Source organism: Polaromonas sp. P1_F4 (assembly GCF_056405675.1).
In genome coordinates this window covers 495524-511419 of the sequence record NZ_JBFUBP010000002.1, presented here as the reverse complement: position 1 = coordinate 511419, position 15896 = coordinate 495524, and the positions used below count along the sequence as shown (strand labels likewise).

Annotated in this window: 15 protein-coding genes and 1 pseudogene; 7 read left to right on the top strand and 9 right to left on the bottom strand. The window is 58.0% G+C overall.

Annotation, left to right across the window (positions count from 1 at the left end):
- Positions 1–14 precede the first annotated feature (14 nt).
- The gene (locus AC1DYQ_RS07375) at positions 15–2171 is read left to right on the top strand and encodes a glycoside hydrolase family 19 protein (protein ID WP_477686234.1); all 2157 of its coding nucleotides are present in this window, start codon (positions 15–17) and stop codon (positions 2169–2171) included.
- Positions 2172–2221: 50 nt separating this feature from the next.
- On the opposite strand, the gene AC1DYQ_RS07370 is transcribed toward AC1DYQ_RS07375, so the two are convergent.
- Complete coding sequence (locus tag AC1DYQ_RS07370) at positions 2222–2386, bottom strand: hypothetical protein (RefSeq protein WP_477686233.1); 165 nt, start codon at positions 2384–2386, stop codon at positions 2222–2224.
- Positions 2387–3031: 645 nt separating this feature from the next.
- On the opposite strand from AC1DYQ_RS07370, the gene AC1DYQ_RS07365 reads away from it, so the two are divergent.
- Positions 3032–3217, top strand: coding sequence for a hypothetical protein (locus AC1DYQ_RS07365; RefSeq protein WP_477686232.1), 186 nt, complete (start codon positions 3032–3034; stop codon positions 3215–3217).
- A gap of 9 nt (positions 3218–3226) precedes the next feature.
- Here the strand turns inward: AC1DYQ_RS07365 and AC1DYQ_RS07360 are convergent, their stop codons facing one another.
- The gene (locus tag AC1DYQ_RS07360) at positions 3227–4171 is read right to left on the bottom strand and encodes a LysR substrate-binding domain-containing protein (protein ID WP_477686231.1); all 945 of its coding nucleotides are present in this window, start codon (positions 4169–4171) and stop codon (positions 3227–3229) included.
- 74 nt (positions 4172–4245) lie between these two features.
- Complete coding sequence (locus AC1DYQ_RS07355) at positions 4246–5487, bottom strand: MFS transporter (RefSeq protein WP_477686230.1); 1242 nt, start codon at positions 5485–5487, stop codon at positions 4246–4248.
- A 55-nt stretch (positions 5488–5542) separates the two neighbouring features.
- Here AC1DYQ_RS07355 and AC1DYQ_RS07350 point away from each other — a divergent pair.
- Positions 5543–5792, top strand: a pseudogene (locus tag AC1DYQ_RS07350) (hypothetical protein); the annotation flags it as partial.
- 25 nt (positions 5793–5817) lie between these two features.
- Here AC1DYQ_RS07350 and AC1DYQ_RS07345 read toward each other — a convergent pair.
- The 3 genes from AC1DYQ_RS07345 to AC1DYQ_RS07335 form a co-directional block, all read right to left on the bottom strand.
- Positions 5818–6912, bottom strand: a complete 1095-nt coding sequence (locus tag AC1DYQ_RS07345; protein ID WP_477686281.1) for an ABC transporter substrate-binding protein — start codon at positions 6910–6912, stop codon at positions 5818–5820.
- 314 nt (positions 6913–7226) lie between these two features.
- Positions 7227–8210 carry a Bug family tripartite tricarboxylate transporter substrate binding protein gene (locus AC1DYQ_RS07340; RefSeq protein ID WP_477686229.1) on the bottom strand — a complete coding sequence of 328 codons (984 nt, stop codon included), beginning with the start codon at positions 8208–8210 and terminating at the stop codon, positions 7227–7229.
- 50 nt (positions 8211–8260) lie between these two features.
- Positions 8261–9148, bottom strand: a complete 888-nt coding sequence (locus AC1DYQ_RS07335; protein ID WP_477686228.1) for an alpha/beta hydrolase — start codon at positions 9146–9148, stop codon at positions 8261–8263.
- Positions 9149–9266: 118 nt separating this feature from the next.
- Here AC1DYQ_RS07335 and AC1DYQ_RS07330 point away from each other — a divergent pair, with 118 nt between their 5' ends.
- Positions 9267–10190, top strand: coding sequence for a LysR family transcriptional regulator (locus AC1DYQ_RS07330; protein ID WP_477686227.1), 924 nt, complete (start codon positions 9267–9269; stop codon positions 10188–10190).
- Between the two features lie 55 nt (positions 10191–10245).
- Here AC1DYQ_RS07330 and AC1DYQ_RS07325 read toward each other — a convergent pair whose 3' ends face one another.
- The 3 genes from AC1DYQ_RS07325 to AC1DYQ_RS07315 all read right to left on the bottom strand — a co-directional run bounded on the left by AC1DYQ_RS07325 (position 10246) and on the right by AC1DYQ_RS07315 (position 13516).
- Positions 10246–10791 carry a hypothetical protein gene (locus AC1DYQ_RS07325; RefSeq protein ID WP_477686226.1) on the bottom strand — a complete coding sequence of 182 codons (546 nt, stop codon included), beginning with the start codon at positions 10789–10791 and terminating at the stop codon, positions 10246–10248.
- 34 nt (positions 10792–10825) lie between these two features.
- Positions 10826–12496: an amidohydrolase gene (locus AC1DYQ_RS07320; protein WP_477686225.1), complete on the bottom strand. Its 1671-nt coding sequence runs from the start codon at positions 12494–12496 to the stop codon at positions 10826–10828.
- A gap of 99 nt (positions 12497–12595) precedes the next feature.
- Positions 12596–13516 carry a LysR family transcriptional regulator gene (locus tag AC1DYQ_RS07315; RefSeq protein WP_477686224.1) on the bottom strand — a complete coding sequence of 307 codons (921 nt, stop codon included), beginning with the start codon at positions 13514–13516 and terminating at the stop codon, positions 12596–12598.
- A gap of 101 nt (positions 13517–13617) precedes the next feature.
- Between AC1DYQ_RS07315 and AC1DYQ_RS07310 the strand changes: the two genes are divergently transcribed.
- Genes AC1DYQ_RS07310 through AC1DYQ_RS07300 form a run of 3 tightly spaced genes read left to right on the top strand, consistent with a single transcriptional unit; the run spans position 13618 to position 15870 of the window.
- On the top strand, positions 13618–14499 hold the full coding sequence (locus AC1DYQ_RS07310; RefSeq protein WP_477686223.1) for an intradiol ring-cleavage dioxygenase: 882 nt from the start codon (positions 13618–13620) through the stop codon (positions 14497–14499).
- Positions 14496–14816, top strand: a complete 321-nt coding sequence (locus AC1DYQ_RS07305; RefSeq protein WP_477686222.1) for a Dabb family protein — start codon at positions 14496–14498, stop codon at positions 14814–14816. Before AC1DYQ_RS07310 ends, AC1DYQ_RS07305 begins: the two co-directional genes overlap by 4 nt.
- A complete protein-coding gene (locus tag AC1DYQ_RS07300; protein WP_477686221.1) occupies positions 14809–15870 on the top strand; it encodes a maleylacetate reductase in 1062 nt (353 codons plus the stop codon). The genes AC1DYQ_RS07305 and AC1DYQ_RS07300 overlap by 8 nt, the downstream gene beginning before the upstream one ends.
- The last annotated feature ends 26 nt before the right edge of the window (positions 15871–15896 follow it).

The following is a 15896-nucleotide window of genomic DNA, read 5'->3' as shown; positions in this document are numbered from 1 at the left end:
CAGCAGGAGCGGTTGTGAAACCGGTTTTAAATATCGGCCGGTTCGTCGCTGCGGCGTGGCTGGCAATGGCTGTCTTTGCCTCTTCATCTGCAGGCGCGCAAACGCCGCCAAAGTCTGTCACCGGGGTGGCTCCGATTGTCGGTGGCGAGTTTGCGGGCGCTCTGCCCTGGCGACTGGCTGCTGCGCGACTGCTTAACGGGGCTACCAGTTCACCGTTTCCCGAGGCTGCACCGCCTCTGGTGGCGCTGCGCAGCGGCGCCAAGCCGTGGCTTGTGAGCTTCCAGGTGGCCCGCGCGGGCATGCCCGGCACGTTTTGCGAAGGCGCGATGGTCGGAGACAAATGGGTGCTGACCTCAGCCTCATGCGTTTGCCCCGGCAAAGACATGCCGCCAATGGATGTTCTGATCGCGCCGCAAACATCGACTGCAAATGCGAAAGTCTTAAACGCGGCGCGGGCTTTCGTTTATTACGAACGGCCGGATGCACCGCCCATGGCCTGCTACCAGGCCCCGCCGCCACCACCACCGCCGCTTCTGCCCATATGCATTGACCCGGATGCTGTGTCCGAGATTACAGATGCAGAAACTACTGCCAATGCAAGCAATACGATTGGCACCACCACCTTGAATGTGAGCACCGAAACGTCATCAATCACAGAACCGACCGAGCTGGCCAACCATGAGGAAGACCTGATAGCAGAGGCATCGGCGCCGCTGCCCACCACAACGTTTGCAAGCTTTGCACTTGTCGAGCTGACTGGCAGCGTCAGCAATGTCATCGACATGCTGGGCAGCACCACGGCGACGGCCAGCCTTCTGGCAAGCCTGGCGCCCGTCGGCTACACCGGGACTGCAGCCGTGCGGCCGCTGGAACTGGAGTCGGTACTCTGGGTGGGGGTGATGAGCCCGGGCCGGTACAACTTTCTTCACCGCCATCAGTACACCTATCCGGCCAAACTCCAGCCCGTCGCGTGCGCTGATACACAAGTTGAATTCGCAAGTGTGCCTATGTCCACCTCGCCGACGTGGCACCTGTGCCGCGAAAAAAATGACCTCGACGAGCCGCAGAACGCGATGGGCACGACCTGGCTCGGCACACCCGTCGTCCTGTCCGACCACAACCGGCCGCTGCTGCTTGGCCTGGCCGGCAACGCGGCATCGTTGATGGACGTGATACCTGGTACGTCCATCACCATCGCGCAATCCATCGATGCCCTCAAGGCCAGCAAAGACGGCAAAAGTAACTGGTGGTTTAACCTTGCAGGGCTTCCCCCGCCCCCGCCGGCGCCAAAGCCGGTCATCAATCCACCCATCGCAGTGCCTGGACAGGAATGCCGAAAGATCCAGCCAGATTTGCCCGGCGACCCCGCACCGTTGAGCGAAGCAACCAATGCTGCAGAAAGTAGTGCCCCCACCGCGAATCCAGCTGGCACGCCAACCCTGCCCAATGTAACGGCCGCGCCTGTTGCGTCCACCGCCAGGCAGACAGCGCCGCAAACACCGGAGCCGACGGCGTCACGTTTAGGCCGCACACAGTTCTTTGCAAGCTGCTACGGAGCAACCGACGATCTGGCCGCAAGAGCTGCTGCTGCCCGCCTGCGACTCAAACTACTGACGCCCGAGTCCAAAGCCACCATCGAGAAAATCTTTGCACGCTATGAAAGTCTGAACAAGCAGATTGACCTGCGTCAGGTCGCCTATTTGCTAGGCACCGCCTACCGTGAAACACGCGGCCGCATGGTGCCCGTACGCGAAGGCAAAAATTGCAGCACCGACGAATGTATAGAAAGGCAGATACAGGCATTGGTCGACGAAGGCCGCGTGAAAAGCAACTACGCCCTACCCGACGCGAAGGGCCGCCGCTATTACGGCCGAGGCCTGGCCCAGCTAACCAAGGCCGGCAAATACGAAAGCGTAGGCAAAGCCTTGGGACTGCAAAACACGCTGCTGAAGGATCCAGACAAGGCGCTAGATCCCGATATAGCCGTGCAGATTCTGGTGGACGGCATGGTGCGAGGGCTGCTGGGCAAAGGCAAGCTGGCGGATTATTTCAATGATGTCGATGAAGACTGGATTGGGGCGAGGGCGATGGTGAATCCTGGGTCACGGCGGCCGGAGGTTACTGCGGGGTATGGGAAGGTTTTTTATGGGTGTCTTGGGGGCAGCCGATAATAAAACTGCTTCCAACGAGTGCAGAGCCTGGGTTGTTCAGCCCGGCAAGGTCAGACAGAAACCGTCATAAAAAGACTAAAAATTCCGACATGATTTTTTTGCGCTTTGCTCCATTCTTCCACCCCAAAGGAGAGCAAAAAAATGCCATACGGAATTCGCACCATAGTCAAAGGCGCCAATTCTTTTTTCGCTCCGGCACGGTCTGTTGGATTCACCCGATAGCTCAGGTAACCACGATGCGCACGTGCAGGTGATCGGCCTGAGTGCTGGAAGGAAAATGGTGAGTTTTTGGATTGAGCTGTCCGAACTTGAACACCTTGCGCCTGCGCCCCTAAGCAAAGACGCTCATCGCCGAATGACCTTCATCGATGGAGCGTAGGCCAGGAAATTCACACTATTGCTCAACGACAGACGGCGAACTGTTGAATTGCGCTGAAGCCTGACCCCACTTGGTCAGCTTTCGACGGAATTCAACAATGTGTTCGACGTACTTCATTTTGTTGTCGAGAATTCTTGTGCTGCGCTAAAATTCTCGACGTACTTTGCCGCGTTAAAAGTCGACGAAAAATTAGCTAGAAGTTACTAGTTCTTGGAACGGTTCCTGACGAACTTTATTCATTGCAATCAGCTTGTTTGTAAAAAGAAAGACTGTAAAACGCTAAGAAAACCTGTAAAAAAGGCGTTCAGGCTGTTTGGCGCAGCGTCTCTGCTGCCCACTAGACTAGGCTCGCCTACCGGACCGGGAACAGTCCACCAACCGCATAGGGAGCGAGCAGGTCAAAAAGCGCAAGGCCAATAAGGCAAGAACGGCTGCAACACTCACATTGCAGCCGGCCTCGGTCCTGCAAAGCAGGGTGTCCATGCCTCACCTCACCTGGATAGACCATCCCAGCCTGCGCATTGAGCGAACCGTCATATGCGTATGGCTGTGTGACCGGGAGTTGTCCCCGGCCGCTGCGGAATTGAAGGAGGTCATCTTGGCTTCCGCCAGGAAAATACGCCGGCCGGAGCTTTCCTGGAAACTGGTGCCGTTCACGGCGGCCTAGACGATTGCTCTATGGCTCACCCCAGTTCTCCGTGATCATTGCCTGGCTCAAAGTGTCAATGAAGGCTTTCCCAGCCAGGCTGAGTTGGCGGCGCGAAGAGTACAGCACATAAATGGACATTGGCGCCGGCGCCCAACCTGCGGTGACGATGCGTAGATCTTCAGCCTCGACATGCGGCCGGCACATGAGCCAGGGTAGCCGCGCAATACCCAGACCCGCCAGTGCAGCCTTGAGCACGGCGATCAGACTGTCACCGCCGAATTGCACCGGCAAATGCACTTTCACCGATTCCCCGTCCGGGCCGTTGAGTTGCCAGCTTGCCCAGGCGTCGCGGGAGTTCCAGCCAATGGCGGGCTTGCGCGTTAGCTCCTGCGGCGTCATGGGCCAGGCGCTGGCTTCCATCAGCGAGGGTGCGGCGACTAATACATACGAAAGCTGAACCAAGCGCCGAGCGATGAGGTCGGAATCGGGCAAGCTTTGGTTGCTTGGATGTATCACCAAATCGTAAGGGTCGCAGCGGGGGGAATCTGTTCCATGGGTAGTCGTCAAATGCACTTGCACGCGCGGATGTGCACGTGCAAATGCTACCGCTACATCGGCCACCAAGACGGACGATAAGGCGATGGGGCAAGCCACGCGCAAGGGGCCGGAAGGCATAGTGGCGCTGTCTAGTGCGGCCGTTATCGCGGTTTGGGTTTCGGCCCGAATTTGCAGGCCGTGCTGCAGCAAACGGCTGCCGATTTCAGTGACAGCGAAAGTGCGTGAATTGCGCGTCAGCAAACAAACGCCCAACAGCTCTTCCAGTGAAGCAATGCGTCGGCTTAGCCTCGATTTGGGAATGCCGCTACGCTTGCTCGCGGCTGTGAACCCTCCGGCTTCGATAACTTCAACAAGAAGAAGGAGGTCGTCAGCAAAGACGCTCAGCTCTTGAATGTGTTCAATTTTGCCAGGCACAGAGGAATTTCCTTTGAGAATTGGCGGTTAAGGGCGACGCAAAACCGTGCATCGCTGTCCACGGTCGCGCTCGATCACTGATGGGGAACATTGATATCTCGGCTGACAAAATTCATCGCCAGAACAACGAGCGCAGCGAGCAGCATCGGCACGAAGGCGCTCAGCACGATGTCGCGCGGCATTGCTCCGAGAGACATGAGCATGCCGCCTATCGCCGGTCCTATAACGGCGCCAACGCGGCCGAAGGCGGCGGCCCAGCCGATGCCGGTGACTCGCGAGGCCGGGGGATACAGTGAAACGGCCAAGGCGCTTTGACCGATGGTTCCACAGTTCAAGCCTGCGCCAATGCCGCCAAGGACCAACAACAGCGCTACCCTGTCGAAATCAAGCTTGCTGACGCAGGTGATTAACACCACCGTAAGCAGTGCAGTCACGACCAGTACACGTTGAGTACTGAAGCAGGCCGACAACGGCACCAGCAACAATGTGCCGAAAATTCCCCCAATGCCGAGGGCGACGGCGCCTAGTGGCGCTTCCCTAGGGCTGAAGCCAAAACTGCCCAGGAGCGTAGGTACCCAGAAAATAAGGGCATAGAAGGTCGTGAAATTCAATAGCGCAAAACACCAAAGCAGAACGGTACGCACGGCCATGCCGCCTTCCATGAGGCTGCTAACGCTAGCGCCGCGCGGCGCATCAACGATGCTTTTTTCCACCTTATCCTCAGTAGGCAGGCCCCACCACAGCACCGGGAGAAGCAGAAAAGGCAACAGTGAACCAGCCAGGAAGATGGCGCTCCAGCCGAACTGTGCGATCAATCGCCCAGCCATTGCGCCACCTGCGGTGCTGCCTATCACCAAGCCGGCTGCAACGCCAATCGTGACAGCCTCTCTCCGATGTTGCGGGCCGTACTGCACCGCCAGCGATATGGCTGCCGGCAGGGCGGATCCCAGTCCAATGCCAGTGAGGAGGCGCAGCCAGGACATGGCGTGTATCGAGGTTGCAAACGCCGTGAGCAGTGAGCCAAGCGCGAATAGCATGACGCTGTTGATCATGACGCCGCGTCGGCTGTAGCGGGCCGCAAACCAGCCACTGCACACATAGCCGACCACAGCGCCCAAGCTGGTGCCCATGAAGGTTAGGGTAAAGGCCGATGGCGGAAGGTTCCATTCACGCGCCATAGTCGGCACGACCAATCCGATCGAAATGGTATCGAAACCATCGAGCAGAACAGTCAGGAAACAAAGAACTACACCCCACCAGGATACGGTGCCGGTAGCGGATCCGGTAATAGAGGGAGTGGCGATGGTAGTGCTCATAACCCAGTTCCTTCTTGTGAGAACGACCTCATACAACGGCTACAACGGCGCTGACTTGATTGGAAAACATGCAGGATGGCCGTTGTTGTGTGAATGCAGGTCCGTCGGAAGACGCTTGCGGCCAACCATCCGACAGTTGGGTTACCCCCCCAAGAACGCCTTGACGGGCTGGTACCGTGAATATGAGCAACGGCTCGGTTTTCCCGCGGGCTATGCCGGGCCCAGAACCCAAGCACTCGCAGGTGTGGAAGGCGGCAGCTGTTGAGCACTACCTCACTCACGGTCAATACATTGCCGCCACCATGCCTCCGACCGCCACTCGATTTTCAATTATTGACGGATCTTTCCTACGCTTGTGACGATAGACAGCTCGACGAAGCTCGAACCAGTTCGCTGTCCTGGTTTAAAACTTATCAAGTACCCTCCAAGGTCAAAAGCGCTCATGCTGTTCAGGGCCAGAATGATTCCTTCACGGCTTGGCTTGGCACCTTGGCGACGTACCGCCTCCGCAATGACGTGGGCAGTGATGTAGCCTTCCATCATGGCGTAGCTCACCGGAACTTCCAAGTTCGGCGTTTTGGCTGCAGTGTCAATAAATTCCTTGACCAGTCGGCTGGAGAGTTTGTAAGGACTGGGCGTTACTTGAGCAATTGCTACGCCTTGCATTTGATCTTCTGCCAGCCGCTTTGACAACTGCTCAATATCCACTCCTGAGTGTGCCAACAGCTGCGCGGTACCGCCGTCCGCGCGATACTTTTCAATGAAAGCGGCGGCCGCGGCACTGCTGGATATCAACATGACTGCTTGCGGCGGTTGCGCGACAAAGCTAGCAACCGCGCTTGTGACATTGACTGAGTTAGCGGCGTATGACGCACGTACTGTGATTCTTACATTGAACCTTTTTGCTGTTTCTTCGCTCGCCGCGATCAATGCGTCAGAGCCCGGTCCGGCCTCAAAAAAAACGCCTACGCGCGTGATGCCGACCGTTGCCAGATGATTGATCATCCTGGAAATTTCGTCGCGAAGGCTTGCGCGGACGCGATAGAGATTCGGAGCTTCTGGCCGAATTTCGGAAATGCGGTAGCCTACAAGTGCGATCTTGTCCGCCTCCAGGATGCCCGCGCTAACCAGGTCGGCGATATTTTTGTTTCCAAAGAATCCAGCCAACACCAGCGGCTTTTCCTCGGCAATCAACTGCCTGGTTAAGGCAACTGTATCTTCCGGCCTTCCCCCATCATCCCGCCGCGAGAGCGTGAAGGTGTGGCCGTTGACCCCACCCGTCTTATTCAACGCGTTGAAATGCAACTGCATGCCGACGGAATAGGCGCGACCTTGACTGGCCTCGAGCCCAGACATGGGCCCAACTTGGCCCACGACAACTTGTTCGGCAAGAGACGGCATGGTGATCGCTGCGCACAGACCCATTAGTGTATTGATCACAGCTTTTGCAAATGCCTTCAGGAAATTCCGATGACCACGGCAGGCATTGTTATGTCGGCCGGCAAGAATCGAAAGACGGCAGCAGATTCTTCGGCAGTAATCAACTCTTACTGCTCGGCCAATAGAGATGTTGCCGACCGKCCACAAAGCATTTGGTTTCATCATTAGCAGCTTTCTTTGGGTGTCGGTTCACTGTTGAGAGTCGATAGCTGGCATAAATAGGCTGGGGCCAATGAGGGCAGTGCAACGGCGCAAAGTACGCTGGAAAAGCGTCAACAGGGGTTGCGCAATCGGTGCGTTTAGTCGACCTTGGCGCCGGAGATTTTGATAGCTCTCGCCGTGGGGGCACGCTCGAGCTCGATCGCACGGGCAAACTCCGCTGGGGAGCTAAAGATAGGCTCAAATCCGCGCGCTTGCACGTCACGCTGCTGGAAGTCGGGGTTTAGGGAAATTGCACGGATGTCCTGCGCTATCTTTCGCACAATTTCCGGCGGGGTACCTGCGGGAGCGAACATCCCAAACCACGCTTGCGCCGGGACTTCCCCGAAGCCCAACTCCGCAAACGTGGGAACCATGGGAAGCAAAGCTGACCGGGTCTTTCCACCAATGGCCAGTGGCTTTAATTTCCCGGACTGTATGTGAGGCATGGAGGAGGCTGCGCCGCTCAATGTGAACTCGACTTCGCCGCCTACCAATGCACCGAGCGCCAGGGGAACACCGCGATAAGGCACGTGCAAAATGAAAAGGCCGGCCTTGTTTTTGAGCATTTCCATGGCCAGATGGGGCTCGCTACCGCTGCCATAAGACGCATAGTTATAGCGGCCCGGCTTGGTTTTAACCTCCTTGATCATGTCGCCGAGGTTGGACATCGGAACGTCTGCACGAGTAAGAAGAATCTGATTGAGCTGAACCAGCTGCGTCACAGGCGTGAAGTCTTTCACGGCGTTATAGGGCAGCTTCGCGTAAAGCAAGGGGTTGGTGGTCACCGTGGTCTGCGACGTCAGCAAAAGTGTATAGCCGTCCGGCGGCGACTTTGCCACTGTATCGGCTCCCGCAATCGTGGCAGAGCCTGATTTATTGTCGATAACGACAGGCTTGCCCCATTTGGTGCTTAGTTGCTGCGCAAGCGATCTCGCGAGAACATCTATGCCACCCCCAGCAGGGTATGGCACAACGATTTTGACCGGTCGGGCAGGATAGGGCTGCGCATATGAGGCGGGGGCGAACGAAATCATGGACGCCAGCGTGAAAGCGGCCAGGCGGAGTAACGTTGAAATGGACATACAGAGACCTCAATGTAAAGAGAACTTGGACAGTGATCGACCGGAAGTAATCAACCTCGTGCGGGAAACGCAAGCGACAGCACGCTACGGTAAAGCTGGGTTTCTGGATTTGCCAAGTCCAGCATGATGTCGAAATGATTTTTCTTCTTCACGGTGTAGGTGTCCCGTAAAAGAGCGTGAGCCTTGAGGTAGCGAGCCATTTCTTCCCCCTGTCTTCGGAATTCGGAGGTGTCATGTTCTGCGACGACCACGTCAACTGGGCAGGAAACACGTACCGCCTGGTGTTTAAGTGAAAAATCGAGAACCTGCTCCTGCGATAGTGCGAGGCGCTTATTGCGATAGGACAACCGTACGGGCTCCAGGTCGCACAAGCCGCTGATCAACACGGCACCTGTAAAGGGGTTTGAGCGGACCCCAAGGTAGCCCCAATCCTGCGTAAGGCACTGGCTGACAAGGTGCGTTCCCGACGAGTGGCCTACAAGGACGATTCGCTCTGGATCGCCACCAAAGTGATGAATATGCTTGACAAGCCACCCAATGCCGTGACGTACCCTCGCAACCATATGGGGAAAACTAACGGTTGCCGCGGTGTGGAAACCTAGGGCAATGAAAAGTGCTCCCGCTTTAGTGAACGCAGGCGCGGCAAATGCGCTGGCTTCTTTGTCAAGGCTCACCCATGCACCACCGTGAACGAAAACTACTACGGGTCTTGAAGTCGCATGAACATCGCCGTAGATGTCCAGGCATTCACGGCCGTCATCTCCCCAGCGTAAATCCGGCACCGCCACATCCGCGCGGGCTCGCATGCTAAGCACCCTTACCTCTCCCATGATGTCCTCGTGCGACGGACAGGCCCTCGGGTTGTCGTACTGCGCATCAAGATCTGCCTGTGTATAGCCGCCATAAACCAGACTTCGCACCGCTACTCCTTCGTTCATTCATTTGCACTCTAGGCGGATTGATAGTTGATGTAAAACGATAAATAGACACCAATAATCAATCAAATGTGCATAATGGGTTGTAATGAATTTGAGTCGGTAACGGGGTTCCAGGGCCATGCTTCCTACCTTGCGTCAACTCGAGGCCTTTATTGCCGTGTGCAACGAGGGCAGTTTCCACGCAGCGGCGCAGCGCATCAACGCCTCGCCTTCAAGTTTGAGTGCCTTGATCCGGGAGCTGGAGGCAAACCTCGATGCGAGCCTATTTGACAGAACTACCCGCCGCGTATCGTTGACCCAAGCGGGGGATGCATTGCGTGAGCCTGCCCTGCGCGCACTTAAAGACGTCGAACGCGGCGCCGCCCAGGTCAGAGCTGTTTTGGCTCGGAAGATTGGCCGGGTAACAATCGCCGCCCCTCCGTTGCTGACGGCGGAGCTTGTCGTTCCTGTTGCACGGCGGTTGAGAAGCAAGTATCCCGGCGTCGAGATCCGGATCATGGACCAGCCGTCGTTAAGCATCCCCGAACTGGTGCGTTCCGGTGTCGTCGATATCGCTTTCGGGGCGTTCTCGAAATCGGAACCAGAATGTGCGGCGCTACCCCTGCTCAAGGGGCCGCTGTATGCACTTCTGCCCAAAAACAGTCCCTTGGCCGCCCTGCGCTCAATTCCTATTGCTCAACTCGCACAGCAAGGACTTATTTTGCAGGACCGCGGCAGTCCTTTCCGGCAGGAACTCGACAGGATATTTCTCCAGCACAACCTCGAGCCAGACGTAGCGTTTGAAGTCACCCATTTCACAACGATTTTTAGCATGGTTGAAAACGGTTTTGGCCTGAGCATCGTGCCACCCTACATTCAGTTGGCTATGAGAGGGCGCAGCACTGTGGTGCGCCCGGTGCGCGCCGCTGTCGCTACCTCGGAGATTTTGATGATCCACGATGCCAGGAGAGCCCTGCCGTCTTCAGCGAAGGCCTTCTTCGACATAGCGAAGGAATACCTTTCCGAACTGCAAGAAAGCGCGGGCGCTGTTCGGCGTCGCTAGATATGAAGGCTGCCCCAAAGGCATCGAAAAATTGAAGGACATATCGAGACACAGTTCAAGATTGTGAGCGTGTCTTCGTGGTCTTCGTCCGCGGCAGGACAGTCGCCTTGTTGATCCGGTAGACGAGTCCGTTGGGATTATCTTCAACGATTTCCAACGTGCCTTGAACCATCAGTGGTTCATCCGTCTGTTTTTGTGGCTTTAGCGTGTTGATCTCCGCGGTGGCCGTCGGTGACGCCGCAACATGGCACTCGTCGCAGATCAAAGGCTGTGCACTTAGTAAAAACCGCAGGTGACGTTCACCCTTGTCAATTGCGGTCATATAGCCTACCAAGGTAATTTGTTTGCCGTGGAGTCCACGAATCTTCCCGGGCATATACGTCAACTTGTATTGGCCATGTTTTCTGGTCAAGCCCGCGCGAGCGAGGTCACCCCACAAAACCAGGTCTCGCGGAGCGCCTTTGAAATCGGACGGCTTCAATTCTTTTGTGGCGCTGTCCTGAGCATGTTCATCCACGCCATGAGCGTGCTGGGCCAAAGAGGAGTTGGCCAGCAACGACAGCGTCACCGCGAGCAGCGCACCTGGGGCGGCTACTCGCATGAGTCGTGATTGGGTCATCAAGGTATGACGAAAATCAAAGAGGTGTCGTGGCGTCCTTGTAGACGCGCTTGCCCCCAACGTACGTTTCAAGGGCTTTGAGATCCTCGACGTCCCCGAGCGGGATTGTCAGGATGTCGCCCGATATCACAACGAAGTCCGCGAGTTTCTTCGGTTCGATGGATCCCTTGATGTCAGCTTCGTCCGTGAGTTTGGCGTTGTTGAGCGTGACAACCCGCAACGCCTCGCCTCGGCTGATCGCCTGGTTCGAGCCGATGACGCCGCCTGTAATCGTGTCGCGCGACATGAGATTGTAGAGCCCCCAGAACGGATTCAGTGGAATGACGGGTGAGTCCGTCCCACCGGCGACCAGGAGTCCTGCGTCAAGGAAGGCCTTCACTGGCGAGTATTGCGAAGCGCGGTCAACGCCAATGTAGTTCTTCAGAACCGGCGCCACGAGATACACGTGGTCCTGCACCGACATGCGCAAATTCAACGCCTTCATCTTTGGCAACTGATCCGAGCGCGTGATCGCCGCGTGTTCGATCGTCCATCCAGACTGGCGAATGTCCTTGACTGCGCTGGCCTTCTCGTAGCCCTCAAGGACCTGGTCGATGGCGGCATCGCCAACGGCGTGCGTTGCCACGCGCCAACCGGCCTTGTTGTAGGCCGTGACGGAATCATTGAACGTTACCTGCGGCACAGTCCTCAAGCCGAAGTAGGTCCCGCCTTGTCCCATCGGCTCGGCGTACGCCTTGGTCAGCAGAGCACCTTCAAAACCTCCGTCAACGGCCATCTTGATGCCCCAAACGTTCAGCAGGCTGTCGCCCTCACCCCGCTTGATCCCCGCTGCCGCCAGGGCCTCCAGGCCAACGCCGCGAAAGAGGACGCTGTAGCGCACGGTCGATCGTCCCGAATTCCTCATTTGTTGCAGCAACTGGTACGCTGCCACGTTGATTCCCGGGACGCGAACGCTGGTCAGGCCGTAGGAGTTGAGCACGGCCTGCTCCTTCTCGATGCTTGCCAGGGTCGCAGGCGGGGCGGGCGGTAGCTGAACGGGGCTGCGCGCGGTATCGACCAGTTCGCCCGTGAGGTTGCCATTCGCGTCCTTTGGAATTGCCCCACCTGCCGGCACAGGCGAGCTGCTTGTAATGTTCCACTTCGCCAGTGCAGTCTTGTTCAGGAAATAGCTGTGCCCCCCGCGGACCAGCACTACTGGTATTCCGGGCGCCGCGGCTTCAAGCTCGGTCGCTGTGGGCGTGCGCTGTTCGGAAAGCTGGGCTTCGTGCCAATCCCCATTCGAAACGAGAATCTGGCCAGGCGTGGCGATTTTGGCCGCGGCGCTAACCTTGGCAAACAAATCCGCAAGTGACCGCGCCTTCGAAAGGTCAATGCCAGGGCCCCCACCAGCGCTATGGAAGTGGCCATCGGCCAATCCGGGAATCACCGTGCGGCCCTTGAGGTCTACTACCTGCGTGCTCGCACCTGCATGCCTTTGGATCTCCGCAGTTGACCCAACACTCAAGAATTTTCCATCCCTGATGGCGAAGGCTTGCGCGACACGCGAATCATCATCCACGGTAACGACTTTCCCGTTAATGAAGATCGCATCCGCTGGTACGACGTCGAAACCACCGCAGCCGGCAACAAGGATTGAGCAGGCGCCCGCGACAGCAAGAAAGCAAAGTGAAGATGGGATGTTTTTCATGTGGGCTTCTCGTTTAAGGACTCGTTGAATCCTATTGACGGCCCAAATGCAAATAAATGCCGGGATTGAAAATAATACTTTCAGCCGGCGGAACAATTCTCACGGGACCATCGATTCCCAGCGCCTCTGGTAATCCTGTTTCTGGAAATCCGCAATGAGAAAGTCGATGAAGGCACGAGTCTTCGCCGGCACAAGACGACGGTGCTGGTAAACGATGTTGATCGACATCGGAGGCAGCTGCCAGTCAACCAGTAGCGGAACCAGTCGACCAGAAACAAGGTCGTCGTAAATCACGTACATCGGTTGCGCCACGATACCAAGCCCTTGCACGGCAGCGACACGCAGGAGCTGGCCGTCGTTGGCTTCCAGTATCGACTTGGTCCGAATCGTGACCTCTTCGTCGCCGCGCCGGAACGCCAGTTCGTCGGGGTTGTGGTAGGTATACAGCAGCAGCTGGTGCTGAGCCAATGACTGAGGATCGCCAGGCGTGCCGTGTCGATTCAGGTAGCCAGGCGAGGCCGCGAGCACGCGCCGCGTATTTGCCAGGCTCCGGATCACAAGACTCGAATCCGGTTCGAATTCGCGGGTCCGGATGGCCACGTCGATGTTGTTGTCGATGATGTCGTAGTACCGATTGGCCGCGACCAATTCCACGCGGACATTGGGGCAAACCTGTGCGAACTCCGGTAGCAGTGGCGCGATGTGCTGCAGCGACAAAGACAAAGATGCAGTCACGCGCAGTGTGCCAACCGGGTTGGACGTCGTTGCGTTGACCGCCTCGACAGCTTCATTCATGTCGTCCAGGGCGGCCTTGCAGCGGCCATAGAAGTCCTGGCCGACGTCAGTCACGAACAATCGCCGTGTACTCCGCTCGATCAGCCGTGCCCCGAGGCGGCGCTCCAACGCAGCAAGCATGCGGCTTGCCGAGGGATTGGATAAGCCCATCACTTCCGCAGCCTTGCTCAGGCCGCCTAGTTCGACGACGCGCACAAAGAACTCGTACTCGGCCCAATGATTCACGGGATTCTTTCATTTGATGGAAATATTGTTTTCAATTCTGGCATTTATTTCTATTTAAGTCATCAATAGCATCCGTCCCAGGCATCAGGAAACCAGGGACCATGCGAAACCTCGACGAGAACACGATCACCCAGGCGGTCATTGCGCGCCACGCGAATACCACCGACGAACGGCTACAGACGGTCATCACCAGTCTCGTTCAGCATCTGCATGAATTTGCACGGGAGGTCCACCTCACCGAGGCCGAATGGGCTGCGGGCATTGAGTTCCTCACGGCCGTGGGTCATACCTGCAGCCCGACGCGGCAAGAGTTCATCCTGCTGTCCGACACGCTGGGCTTGTCGACACTGGTCGCCGCCCAGAACCATCGCAAGCCCATCGGTTGCACCGAGGCCACCGTCTTCGGCCCGTTTCATGTCGAGGGCGCCCCGGAAAGACCGCTCGGCGCCGACGTCGCGAACGGTGCGGAGGGAGAGCCTTGTTTTGTGCGCGGCTGCATCAGGGGATTTGCCGGCGAGCCGGTCGCAGGCGCGGTGATCGAGGTGTGGCAGGCCGACGCAAAGGGCCTGTACGACATTCAGTACGAAGCACTTGACGAGCACCGCGCGCGCGCCACGCTGCGATCAGCGCAAGACGGCGCTTATCACTTCCGCAGCATCGTTGCAACGCCTTACCCGATTCCCCACGATGGGCCGGTGGGACAGCTACTGGAAGCGCTGAACCGCCACCCATGGCGGCCCGCGCATCTGCACTTTCGAATCACCGCCCCAGGCTATGAAACATTGGTGACCCATGTGTTCCGCGACGGGGACCCGTACCTGGACTCGGATGCCGTGTTTGGTGTGCGTTCGTCGCTGGTGGCGGATTGGCTGCGTCACCCTGCGGGGCCAATGCCCGATGGCGACGTGCTTGAGATCCCGTTCTACACCCTCGACTTTGATTTCGTGCTGAACCCGGCGCACGGGAAAGACGGACGCCAATGATCAAGCACATTGTCATGTGGAGGGTCCGCGGCGATACGTCCGACGCGCGGCGGGCGGCCGGTGAGCAGGTCAAACAACTTTTTGAGCAGTTGCGCTCGCTGATACCGGGTCTTCTTAAGTTAGAGGTCGGTATCGACGTCAGTGGTGTCGATTACGCGTGCGACGTGGTTCTCTACACCGAGTTCGACTCGGTCCAGGCACTAGCGGCCTATGCAGAGCATCCCGAGCATTTGCGCGTGAGGCGCGAACTCGGTGACTTGCGGGTGGCCCGTTTCCAGGTTGACTATGTTCCTGGCGAGGATTCTGGCCATGCTTGATTTCGTCTACAGCGCAGCGGCCGTTCGGGTGGTTTTCGCTCCAGGCGGCCTTGGCCGTATCGCGGATGAAGTGGCGGCGCTGAAAATTGAACGCGCGCTTGTGCTGTGCACAAGCGATCAACGTGCTCTGGGCGAAGCGGCCGCGGCGCTGTTGGGAAAGCGCTGCGCAGGTCTCTTCGACGGTGCGCGCATGCATGTACCTGTCGAGGTGGCACGCAAGGCCTGCGAATACGCAACTTCAGTCGGCGCGGATGGTGTCCTGGCGATAGGCGGTGGCTCGACCATCGGACTGGCCAAAGCGATCGCGCTCGACATGGGGCTACCGATCGTCGCCGTTCCGACCACCTACGCCGGTTCGGAAATGACGCCTATCTATGGGCTGACCGAAGGCGGCGCCAAGCGAACCGGGCGTGATACGCGCGTACTGCCGCGCACCGTGGTTTATGACACCGAACTGACGTTTGGGCTACCTGTGGCCCTGTCGGTCACCAGTGGCCTGAACGCCATTGCGCACGCCGCGGAGGGACTGTACGCGCGCGACAGCAACCCCGTGCTGAATCTGATGGCCGAGGAGGGTATTCGGGCGCTGGCCGCTGGTCTGCCACACCTGGCCCACGCACCGCGCGAACTTGCGGCGCGCAGCGATTGCCTGTACGGCGCCTGGCTGTGCGGCACGGTGCTTGGGCAGGCAGGCATGGCGCTGCATCACAAGCTGTGCCATGTGCTCGGCGGCAGCCTGGATCTGCCGCACGCAGATACCCATGCTGTGATGTTGCCGCACACCTTGGCCTACAACGCACCAGCCGCGCCCGAGGCAATGCGGCGCATCTCGCGAGCGATCGGAAGGCCCGAAGCTTGTGTCGGCCTGCATGAACTTGCGAACGAACTTTGCGCGCCAACCGCACTGCGCGACTTGGGCGTGGCAGCTGCCGATCTGGAGCGCATCGCCGACCTTGCGCTTGCCAACCCGTACTGGAATCCGCGCCCCCTTGACCGTGAAGCCATCACCGGGCTGCTGCGGCGCGCCTGGGCCGGTGACCCGCCCGAATCATGAACAGCCACGCCGCAGATTAACTACCG